Below are 9,979 nucleotides of genomic sequence, written 5' to 3'. Positions count from 1 at the left end.
GCGCGCCGGCGCCGAGGTCCTCGACGAGCCACAGGTCGCCCCCGCACTGGTAGACCACCCGGGTGCCGTCGGTCGAGGCGTTGCGGGCGTAGAACGCGTCGTGGTCGGTGTGCCGGCGCAGGTCGGAGCCGTCGTACGCGCAGGAGTAGAGGTTGCCGACGCCCTCGTGGTCGGAGAGGAACGCGATGCGCCCGGCGACGAACAGGGGGGTGGAGAGGTGGCCCTCCACCTCAGGGAGGAGACGGCGGCCGTGGAGCCACAGGCGGCCCGTCGCGCCGCCCCGGTACCGCTTCCAGGCGGCCGGTTCGTGCGGCGGCGTGCCGGTGAGCAGGAGGGTTTTCCGTTCCCCGTCGAGGTCGGCGACCTGGAGGTCGCTCACCGGACCCCAGGGGAGGGGGCCGCCGGGGTCACCACTGAGAGGTACGTCGTAGGCCCACGTGAAGTAGGAGAAGGGCTGGCCGTGGGAGGCGACGGCGAGGATGTGGCCCTCGGGGGTCCAGCCGCAGACGCGGGTGTCGGCGCTGCCCCAGTAGGTGAGCTGTCTGGTCCTTCCGCCGTACACGGGTACTACGTGGATCTCGGGGACGAGGCTGCGCCAGGTCGTGCAGGCGATGACCGAGCCGTCCGGGGAGAAGCGCGGGTGGCCGGTCTTCGTGCGGTCCACGGTCAGGCGCCAGGCGCGGCCGGGCCCGTCGAGGGGGGCCAGCCAGAGGTCGTCCTCGGCAACGAAGCACAGCAGGTCACCGCTGAGGTGCGGAAGGCGCAGGTAGCTCACGGTTCCCATGCTTTTCCGGCGCCGGGGAGCCAGCAACTCAGGCGCCGGGGCGCAAGCGTTCCCGGTGATCTCTTACGCGTTTCTCACATACGTGACCCAGGACACGTACGAAACCGTTTCGTTTCGATTGGTTGGCAGGGTATCGTCATGGACGTAGGAAGAAACGCGGAGAGCACGGAGGGGCGTCATGGCTGAGGTCGCAACGGCGCGTCGCAGTCGGATCACTCCCGAACGCGAGGCGGAGCTGTACGACGCCGTCCTCGACCTGCTCCGCGAGGTCGGCTACGACGCCCTCACCATGGACGCCATCGCCGCCCGCACCCGCTCCAGCAAGGCCACGCTCTACCGCCAGTGGGGCGGCAAGGCCGAACTCGTCGTCAAGGCCATCCGGTACAGCAAGCCGGCCCCTCCGGACGACATCGACACCGGCACCCTGCGGGGCGACCTGCACGCGGTGATCCTGCTGGAGGACGACTGCGTCCACGCGCAGAACTCGGCGCTGATGCGCGGCATCGCCATGGCGATGCACGCCAACGACGATCTGCGCGAGGCGTTCAAGGCGCAGCTGGTCGACCCCGAACTCTCCGATTTCAAGAAGCTGATCCAGCGCGCCGTGGACCGCGGCGAGATCCAACCCGACTGTCCCGCACTGGAGTTCATGGTGCACATGATGGTCGGCGGATTCGCCACCCGCATGCTGCTCGACGACCAGCCACCCACCCAGGCCTTCCTCATCTCGTACCTGGACGCCGTGGTGCTCCCCGCACTCGGCATCGACCCGAAGGCCTGACCTGAACACCGACTCCGGTCTCCTGCCCCGGAGTTGACCTTCCCCGCAGTACGCCCACATCCCAACTGACGTCACCGCTCACGTCGTCGGGCCGATCGACGCTGCCCTCGCGCCTCCCACGGCGCGCTCCCCGCCATGCCGTCGGTCACCCCTGCCCTGAAAACCCCACGACTGACCGGGAGTACGCCTCCGTGGCCACGTTCCTCTACAAGCTGGGCCGGCTCGCCTTCCGGCGACGGCATTTCGTCGCCCTCATCTGGATCGCCCTGCTGACGCTCGCCGGCGTCGGCGCCGCCAGTGCCCCCGCTGCGGGCACCACCTCCTTCTCCATCCCCGGCACCGAGGCCCAGAAGGCCTTCGACCTGCTGGAACAGCGCTTCCCCGGGATGAGCGCCGACGGCGCCACCGCCCGCGTCGTCTTCAAGGCGCCCGCCGGGCAGTCGATGAACGACGCCGCGAACAAGGCGACCGTCGAGAAGACCGTCGCCGAGCTGAAGTCCGGCTCCGAGGTCGTCTCGGTCGCCGACCCGTACACCGGCAAGGCCGTCAGCAAGGACGGCACGGTCGCCTACGCGTCGGTCAAGTACAAAGTCTCCGGTATGGAGTTGAAGGACTCCTCGCGCGACGCCCTCGAAGAGGCCGGCGACCACGCGAAGAGCGCGGGCCTGACCGTCGAGATCGGCGGCGACGCCCTCCAGGCCACCCCGCACACCGGCGCCACCGAGATCATCGGGATCGGCATCGCGGCCGTCGTCCTCGTCATCACCTTCGGCTCGCTCATCGCCGCCGGGCTCCCGCTGCTCACCGCGATCATCGGCGTCGGCATCGGCGTCGCCTCGATCACCGCCCTGGCCAGCACACTTGACCTCGGCTCGACGACGTCCACCCTCGCGCTGATGATCGGCCTCGCCGTCGGCATCGACTACGCGCTGTTCATCGTCTCCCGCTACCGCGCCGAACTCGCCGAGGGACGCGACCGCGAGGAGGCGGCGGGCCGGGCGACCGGTACGGCGGGCTCGGCCGTCGTCTTCGCCGGACTCACCGTCGTCATCGCGCTCGCGGGCCTCGCCGTCGTCAACATCCCGATGCTGACGAAGATGGGCATCGCCGCCGCCGGTACGGTCGCCATCGCCGTCCTCATCGCGCTGACCATGATCCCCGCGCTCCTCGGGTACGCCGGGAAGCGGATCCTGCCCGCCGGGTCGAAGAGCAGGATGCTCGGCGGGAACAAGCCGGAGAAGGCCGGGAAGCCCAACATGGGGACGCGCTGGGCCAGTTTCGTCGTCCGGCGGCCGATTGCCGTACTCGTACTGGGAGTTGTCGGCCTCGGTGCCGTCGCCGTGCCCGCCGCCTCGCTCGAACTCGGGCTGCCCGACGACGGATCGCAGCCGACGTCCACCACGCAGCGCCGCGCCTACGACACGCTCTCCGAAGGGTTCGGGCCCGGGTTCAACGGGCCGCTGATGATCGTCGTCGACGCGAAGGGCAGCCAGGACGCCGACGGCGCCTTCACTCAAGTCGGCGACCGGATCAAGGAGTTGAAGGACGTCGCGACCGTCACGCCGGCCGCGCCCAACAAGGCGGGCGACACCGCGACGATCACCGTGATCCCCGACTCCAAGCCGTCGTCCGTGCAGACCGAGGACCTCGTCCACGCGATCCGCGACAAGGGCACGGAGATCAAGGCCGACACCGGGGCGACCGTACTGGTGACCGGACTCACGGCGATGAACATCGACGTCTCCGAGAAGCTGAACGACGCGCTGATCCCGTACCTGGTCCTCGTCGTCGGGCTCGCCTTCCTCCTCCTGATCGTCGTCTTCCGCTCCGTCCTCGTGCCCCTCAAGGCCGCCCTCGGCTTCCTTCTCTCCGTCATGGCGGCCCTCGGCGCGGTCGTCGCCGTCTTCCAATGGGGTTGGCTGGCAGGGCTGTTGGGCGTCGAGGAGACCGGGCCCGTCATGTCGATGATGCCGATCTTCATGGTCGGCGTGGTCTTCGGACTCGCCATGGACTACGAGGTGTTCCTCGTGACCCGGATGCGCGAGGCGTACGTCCACGGCGAGGCGCCCTCGCAGGCCGTCGTCACCGGGTTCAAGCACGGGGCCCGTGTCGTCTCCGCCGCCGCCGTCATCATGATGGCCGTCTTCGCCGGGTTCATCGGCTCCTCCGAGTCCATGATCAAGATGATCGGGTTCGGGCTCGCGATCGCCGTCTTCTTCGACGCGTTCGTCGTCCGCATGGCGATCGTGCCGGCCGTCCTCGCGCTCCTCGGCAAGCGGGCCTGGTGGCTGCCGAAGTGGCTCGACCGCGCCCTTCCCAACGTCGACGTCGAGGGCGAGGGGCTGCGCACCGACGCGGACCGCGCCGCGAAGGATAAGGAACTGGTGCGCGCGTAACCGGTTCCGCGACAAGCCGCCGGTGAGGGTCCGTGGGGACGGGGAGCCCTCACCGGCACCAACTCCGCCCGCGTCACTGCGATCATCTGTCCATGCGGTTACAGATGATCACGGTCGGCGCGGGCGAAGTCGTACTCAACGACCGGCGTACAGCGCGGAGTTGGCCGGTGAAGGTGGATGCGTACGCCTTGTCGGCATGCCTGGTGACCCAGGCGGACTACGCGGCGGTGACCGGCGCCGCCCTTGTCGACCCCGGCCTCCCCGTCGTCGACGTCTCCTGGATCGACGCCGTCCGGTACTGCAACACCCTTTCCCTGGCCGAGGGTTCACGCCCCGCCTACCGCTTCCGCGACGACGGCGACGTCGAACTCCTCGCCTCCTCCACCGGCTACCGCCTCCCCACCGAGGCGGAATGGGAGTTCGCCTGCCGGGCCGGTACGTCGGGCCCTCGCTACGGCGTGCTGGACGACATCGCCTGGCATCGGGCCAACTCCGGCGAGCGGATACGGCACGTGGGCACCCGTGCGCCCAACTCCTGGGGTTTCCATGACCTGTTGGGGAACGTCTGGGAGTGGTGCTGGGACCTCTACGACCCCGAGGTCTACGGCACGTACCGCGTGCTGCGGGGCGGCGGGTGGTTCGACGAACACTGGAGCTGCCGGGCATCGGTACGGCGCCGGAGCCATCCGACGTACGCGGTGGACGATGTGGGGTTCCGGGTGGCTCGGTCGGTCTGAGTACGGGCCCGCCCTGGTCTGGGTGGCCTGGATGACCTTCGTCGTCTTGGATCATGGCATTCGGTGATCAGTCCGTGACCGTCCGGATTTTGTCTCGTGCTGTCTCGGCTGTCCGCGATGTTGCTTGGGTAATCGTGCGCGTTGGAGGTAGGCATGAGCGAGAACATCTATGAGGACGTGGACGACACGGGCTGGGACGTCGAGCCCGGCGACGAGATCGAACCGGTGATCCAGGCGATCGGGGCGCTGTTGAAGTTCTGGCGCGAGAAGGCGGGGTTGAGCGTCGCGGAGTTCGCCGTGCGGATGAAGTTCGGCGAGGACATGATCCGCAAGATGGAGAACGGGCGGCGGATTCCCCGCCCCGAGTTCCTGGAGAAGGCGGATCGCGAGCTGAGGGCCGAGGGGTGTCTGCGGCACTTCATGGAGACGGTGAGGAAGGCTCGGTACCCGAAGACGCAGGGGGGATTGAGGGAGAAGGAGGGGCGGGCGGTCGAGTTTCTGCTCTACAGCAGTCACAACATCCATGGGCTGTTGCAGACGCCGGAGTACATGCGGACGCTGTTCGAGATGACGCAGCCTGCCCTTAGCGAAGACGTCATGGTGCGTGAGGTCAATGAACGCAAGGCCCGTCAGGCCGTCTTCGAGAAGGACCCGGCTCCGACGTTCAGTTTCATCCAGGAGGAAGTGACTCTCGAACGACCCTTCGGCGGGAAAGCGGTACTGCGGCGTCAACTCGAACACATGCTGGATATCGCCCAGTTGAGGAATGTGACCCTTCAGGTCATGCCGACCGGTCGAGAGGACCATGCAGGAACACAGGGCCGTATTCAGGTGCTGAAGTTCGCTGACGGCACGGCTGTTGGGCGTTCGGACGGAGCCTTCAACGGTCGTCCGGTCTCAAACCCCCGTGAACTTCGTATCCTTGAGCTGCGCTATGGGATGATCCGGTCGCAGGCTCTCTCGCCGGGAGAGACGCAGACCCACATCAAGCAACTGCTGGGGAGACTATGAGCACCGCCGAACTCCACTGGTTCAAGAGCAGCTACAGCGACAGCGGCGAGCCCGGCGACTGCGTCGAGGTGGCCACCACCCCCGCCACCATCCACATCCGCGACTCCAAGACCCCCGACACCGCCTGCCTCACCCTCACCCCCACCACCTGGGCCGACTTCCTTACATACGCCGCGAACTGACCTCCACGATCGGCTCGCCGGGCCCCTCGTCTCAATCCCTTCGCCTGTCTCCTACACCTACCGCTAACGTGCGCTTCATGACGACGACAGACGCGCATCCCCTGTTCGCCCAGGCCCTTCAAGAGATGGGGCTCGATGAGGTGTTGGGGCGGGTGCGGAGGTATTCGGAGGGGGTGCGGACTGCTGTTGAGGCTGCTGCGGCTGTGGGATGTGAGCTGGGGCAGATCTGTAAGTCGTTGGTCTTCGCTGCTGACGGGGTGCCGGTGCTGGTGCTCATGGATGGGGCGTCGCGGGTCGATGTCGCTGCCGTGAGTGAGGTGTTGGGGGTCGCGAAGGTCACGCGGGCCGATGCCAAGGTCGTGCGGGAGGTCACCGGGTACGCCATTGGAGGGGTGCCGCCCTTCGGGCATCGGACTCGTACGCGGGTGCTGGCGGACCGGGGGCTGCTCGTGCACGACGAGGTGTGGGCCGCAGCAGGGAATCCGCATGCCGTATTCCCCATGGCGCCAAAGGAGTTGGTGCGGCACGCGCAGGCGACGGTCGTCGATGTGCGGGAGTTGGCGGCGTGACTCCTGCCGTCACCGGTGCGGTGCTGCTTGCCGCAGTGACGCATGCCTGCTGGAACGCGCTTGCGCACAAGATCCCCGACAAGCTGGTGGGGCTTGCGCTGATCTCCGGTGGGGGAGCGGTACTTGGGCTGGTCGTGGCGCCCTTCGCCGGGTTTCCCGAGGGGGGTGCCTGGCCTTATCTCATTGCCTCTGTGGTCATTCATGTCGCCTATTTCCTGCTGCTCATGCGGTCGTTCAGGATCGGCGACTTCGGGCAGGCGTACCCGATCGCGCGGGGGAGCGCGCCGCTGATCGTGACGTTGCTGGCCGCGTTGTTCGCGCACGAGGTGCCGGACGGGTGGGGGGCTGCCGGAATCGCCTTGTCCTGTGCGGGACTCAGCGGGGTCGCGCTGTGGGGGTTGCGGGGGAGGCAGCCCAACTGGGCTGCTATCTGGGCCGCGTTGGGGACCGGGTTCACGATCGCGCTGTACACCCTCGTCGACGGGCTCGGGGTCCGCGCGTCCGGGTCCTCGCTCGGGTACATCGCCTGGCTGATGGCCGTACAAGGGGTCGTACTGCCCGTGTACGCCTGGGCGCGCTGGCGCGGCGAGACCCTCGCCCGGCTCAAGCCGTACGCGGGGGTCGGCGCCGTCGGTGCCGTACTCTCCTTCGCCGCCTACGGGTTGGTGCTGTGGGCCCAGACGCGGGCCGAGCTCGCGCCGATCGCCGCGTTGCGGGAGTCGTCGATCATCGTGGGGGCGGCGATCGGGGCGGTGTTCTTCAAGGAGCGGTTCGGGGCGCCGAGGATCGTGGCGGCGGGGGTGCTCGTCGTGGGGATCGGGCTGATGCTGCACGGCGGTTGAGGCGGTGCGGCGGCTTACGCGGCACAGTGGCTTACGCGGTACTGCGGGTGATGCCCCCCAAGCCGCCGCCGTGCACCCCACTCTTCACCCCGCCCCCTCACCCGATCGGCAACGCGTCCCGGTACCCGTTCGACGGCCGGTCGATCCTCTCCAACGTCCGCCCGTCCAGGGCGACTTCCGCCGACGGCGTCCCAAGTGCCCCCACCGCGCGCCACGTTCCCGTCACCGACACCCACGTGTCCGCCTCGGGCGGCTCGACCCCGTACACCTTCACCTTCACCGACTGCGCGTCCGCAGCGCAGCAGTTGAGGATCAGCCGGGTGAGGTACCAGTGGTCCGGCGACGAGGCCGGGGTGACGAACCCCGTCATGGTGACCGGACGCTTCGCGATTGCCTTCGTACGGTCCTGCTGGACCCGCGACGTGAAGTCGCCCAGCGTGATGGGGAGCGGCGAGGTCGCGGGCAGCGGGTCGAAGCCGTCGTCCGGCGTCGCGGCGACCGCCTTGACCGGCTCCCGGGACGCCGTGTACGAACCCAGCTCCGGCGGCGCGTACACCAGCAGGCTCAGCGCCGGGAGGAACAACAGCCAGGCCACCGGCGGGACATGGGCGCCGTGGGAGTCCCGGTGCCGGTACGCCGACCACGCCTCCGCGAGCCCGAGCAGGAGCAGGACGACGCCGGAGAGGATCAGCAGCGGACGCATCCCCTCCTTCACGTACCGCAGGAACACCTCGGTGAACAGGGCGACTTGGAGGAGCCCCGCGCCGGTCAGCGCCAACAGGGCGGCCTGGAGCACGCGTTTCACAGCAGAGCCTCTCCGATCAGGACCGCGCACAGCACCGCCACGACCGTCGTCGCCGCCGAGAAGCGCCAGGCGAACGCGCGGCCGAACGTGCCGGTCTGGAGCGCGATGAGCTTGAGGTCGACCATCGGGCCGACGACCATGAACGTGAGGCGCGCGGTGGGGGAGAAGCCGGTCAGGGAGGCCGCGACGAAGGCGTCCGCCTCCGAGCAGACGGCGATGACGATGGCCAGGGCCGCGAGGAACACCACGGACAGCCAAGGGGAGCCCGCGAACGTGTCGACCCACGTGCGCGGCACGGCGACGTTGAAGGTGGCCGCCGCCATCGCGCCGATCACCAGGAACCCGCCCGCGTGCAGGAAGTCGTGCTGGAAGCCTGCCCTGAACTCCGCCCAGCGGCTGCGCCCTTGCTCGTGACCGGTGTGCCGTACGGCCGGCTTCAGCCACTCCGCGCGGCCGAACCGCAGCCACAGCCAGCCCATCACGGAGGCCGCCGCGAGCGAGGCGACCAGTCGGGCGACGACCATCATGGGGGCGCCCGGGAACGCAACTGCCGTAGCCGTCAGGACAATTGGGTTCACCGCCGGGGCCGACAGCAGGAACGCGAACGCCGCCGCCGGAGCAACTCCCCTGCCGATGAGGCTGTTTGCCACCGGCACCGAGGCGCACTCACAGCCCGGGAGGACGACTCCCGCCATTCCGGCGACCGGTACGGCCAGCGCCGGACGCTTCGGGAGCGCCTTGCGGAACACCGACGCCGGGACGAACGCGTTGATCGCGCCCGACAGGGCCGTCCCCAGCAGCAGGAACGGCAGCGCCTGCACGGTGACCGAGAGGGCCACCGTGCGCCAGGCCTCCATCGCCGGGGAGTCGCCCCAGCGGCCCAGGACGACGAGGAGGGTGCCGGGGACGATCGCCGCCGCGAGCAGCAGAAGCGGGCCGTGGCGTGGCCACGTAGGCGGTTCTGCTACGGGCAGTTCGTCGGCTGCGCGTTCCTCTGTCGTCGTCGGCCCCACGCCCGCCCCTGCCGGTCCTCACATGTCCTCCACATGTTCCGACCAACATACCGGGCCCGGCACAGGACTCTCACTCACCCCGTGAGTGACTCACGTACCGCTCTTACCAGCGCCTGCGGCCTCGGGTCGGCGGTCACCGTCCTGCGGAAGCCGTTGGTGACGTACCCGAACGCGATGCCCGACTCCGGGTCCGCGAACGCCAGCGGGCCGCCCCGGCCCGGGTGCCCGAACGACGTCGGGGCGAGGAACGGGGACGCTGGGCTGTGCAGCATGTACCCCAGTCCGAAACGGGAGTTGACGACCAGGACGCGGTCTGGGCCCGACGACTCCTGCGCGCGGGCCAGTTCGACCGTCTCCGGGGTGAACAGGCTTGGTACGCCGTCCAGTTCGCCGATCAGCGAGGCGTAGATCCGGGCCAGGCCGTCCGCCGTCGCGAACCCCGTCGAACCGGGCAACTGCGCCGTGCGGTACGCCGGGTCGTTCTCGTCGGCGTCCACGATCGCGCCGAACGCCCGCCGCGTGAGCGAGTCCGGGTTCGCGTACGCCTCGGTGATCGCCGGCTTCGGGCGGGACTTCAGCGTGCCCGCCGCCTCCGTCGTCGTCTCCACCATCGCCGTCCGGCCCGCCCGCCACGCCTGCTCCGGCGGGAGGCCCAACCAGAAGTCCGCGCCCGCCCGCCCGGCGATCTCCGTCGCGATGAACTCCGCGATCGGGCGGCCCGTGACGCGGCGGACCAGCTCGGCGATCGTCCAGCTGAACGTGTGCGGGTGGTAGCCGTGCGCCGTGCCCGGCGTCCAGGCCGGGGCCTGCGCCGCGACCGCCGCCGCGCCGAGGTCCGGGTCCGCCGCCTGGGCCGCCG

Annotated in this window: 10 protein-coding genes and 1 pseudogene; 7 read left to right on the top strand and 4 right to left on the bottom strand. The window is 69.3% G+C overall.

The genetic code is table 11. The annotated features are described in order from the left end of the window. A pseudogene (locus AOK24_RS51170) lies at positions 1 to 775 on the bottom strand (peptidase S41); the annotation flags it as partial. 187 nt (positions 776 to 962) lie between these two features. Here AOK24_RS51170 and AOK24_RS25865 point away from each other — a divergent pair. The 7 genes from AOK24_RS25865 to AOK24_RS25835 all read left to right on the top strand — a co-directional run bounded on the left by AOK24_RS25865 (position 963) and on the right by AOK24_RS25835 (position 7,302). Beyond that, positions 963 to 1,565, top strand: a complete 603-nt coding sequence (locus tag AOK24_RS25865) for a TetR/AcrR family transcriptional regulator (protein ID WP_055722467.1) — start codon at positions 963 to 965, stop codon at positions 1,563 to 1,565. Positions 1,566 to 1,756: 191 nt separating this feature from the next. Then, a complete protein-coding gene (locus tag AOK24_RS25860; protein WP_055722466.1) occupies positions 1,757 to 3,961 on the top strand; it encodes an MMPL family transporter in 2,205 nt (734 codons plus the stop codon). Between the two features lie 92 nt (positions 3,962 to 4,053). Then, positions 4,054 to 4,698 (top strand): formylglycine-generating enzyme family protein, encoded by a 645-nt coding sequence (locus AOK24_RS25855; protein WP_055722465.1) that lies wholly within the window; start codon positions 4,054 to 4,056, stop codon positions 4,696 to 4,698. Between the two features lie 153 nt (positions 4,699 to 4,851). Next, the gene (locus AOK24_RS25850; protein ID WP_055722464.1) at positions 4,852 to 5,709 is read left to right on the top strand and encodes a helix-turn-helix domain-containing protein; all 858 of its coding nucleotides are present in this window, start codon (positions 4,852 to 4,854) and stop codon (positions 5,707 to 5,709) included. Next, on the top strand, positions 5,706 to 5,891 hold the full coding sequence (locus AOK24_RS25845; protein WP_055722463.1) for a DUF397 domain-containing protein: 186 nt from the start codon (positions 5,706 to 5,708) through the stop codon (positions 5,889 to 5,891). Before AOK24_RS25850 ends, AOK24_RS25845 begins: the two co-directional genes overlap by 4 nt. Positions 5,892 to 5,968: 77 nt before the next feature. Then, complete coding sequence (locus AOK24_RS25840; RefSeq protein WP_055722462.1) at positions 5,969 to 6,460, top strand: YbaK/EbsC family protein; 492 nt, start codon at positions 5,969 to 5,971, stop codon at positions 6,458 to 6,460. Further along, positions 6,457 to 7,302 (top strand): DMT family transporter, encoded by an 846-nt coding sequence (locus AOK24_RS25835; RefSeq protein WP_055722461.1) that lies wholly within the window; start codon positions 6,457 to 6,459, stop codon positions 7,300 to 7,302. The genes AOK24_RS25840 and AOK24_RS25835 overlap by 4 nt, the downstream gene beginning before the upstream one ends. 97 nt (positions 7,303 to 7,399) lie before the next feature. On the opposite strand, the gene AOK24_RS25830 is transcribed toward AOK24_RS25835, so the two are convergent. From AOK24_RS25830 to AOK24_RS25820, 3 genes are all read right to left on the bottom strand, one after another. After that, positions 7,400 to 8,107 carry a TIGR03943 family putative permease subunit gene (locus AOK24_RS25830; RefSeq protein ID WP_055722460.1) on the bottom strand — a complete coding sequence of 236 codons (708 nt, stop codon included), beginning with the start codon at positions 8,105 to 8,107 and terminating at the stop codon, positions 7,400 to 7,402. Then, positions 8,104 to 9,120, bottom strand: coding sequence for a permease (locus AOK24_RS25825; protein ID WP_079056992.1), 1,017 nt, complete (start codon positions 9,118 to 9,120; stop codon positions 8,104 to 8,106). Before AOK24_RS25825 ends, AOK24_RS25830 begins: the two co-directional genes overlap by 4 nt. 74 nt (positions 9,121 to 9,194) lie before the next feature. Next, on the bottom strand, positions 9,195 to 9,979 hold a 785-nt coding region (locus tag AOK24_RS25820), incomplete at its 5' end, for a serine hydrolase domain-containing protein (RefSeq protein WP_240554126.1).

Origin of the sequence: Streptomyces niveiscabiei (assembly GCF_001419795.1) — a bacterium.
Lineage (GTDB): Bacteria > Actinomycetota > Actinomycetes > Streptomycetales > Streptomycetaceae > Streptomyces > Streptomyces niveiscabiei.
This window is presented reverse-complemented; position numbering and strand designations above follow the sequence as displayed.

Excerpts from the sequence above, each read along its gene's own strand:
- AOK24_RS25865 (WP_055722467.1), top strand. The coding sequence starts at position 963 with ATGGCTGAGGTCGCAACGGCGCGTCGCAGTCGGATCACTCCCGAACGC.
- AOK24_RS25855 (WP_055722465.1), top strand. The coding sequence starts at position 4,054 with ATGCGGTTACAGATGATCACGGTCGGCGCGGGCGAAGTCGTACTCAAC.
- AOK24_RS25850 (WP_055722464.1), top strand. The coding sequence starts at position 4,852 with ATGAGCGAGAACATCTATGAGGACGTGGACGACACGGGCTGGGACGTC.
- AOK24_RS25845 (WP_055722463.1), top strand. The coding sequence starts at position 5,706 with ATGAGCACCGCCGAACTCCACTGGTTCAAGAGCAGCTACAGCGACAGC.
- AOK24_RS25840 (WP_055722462.1), top strand. The coding sequence starts at position 5,969 with ATGACGACGACAGACGCGCATCCCCTGTTCGCCCAGGCCCTTCAAGAG.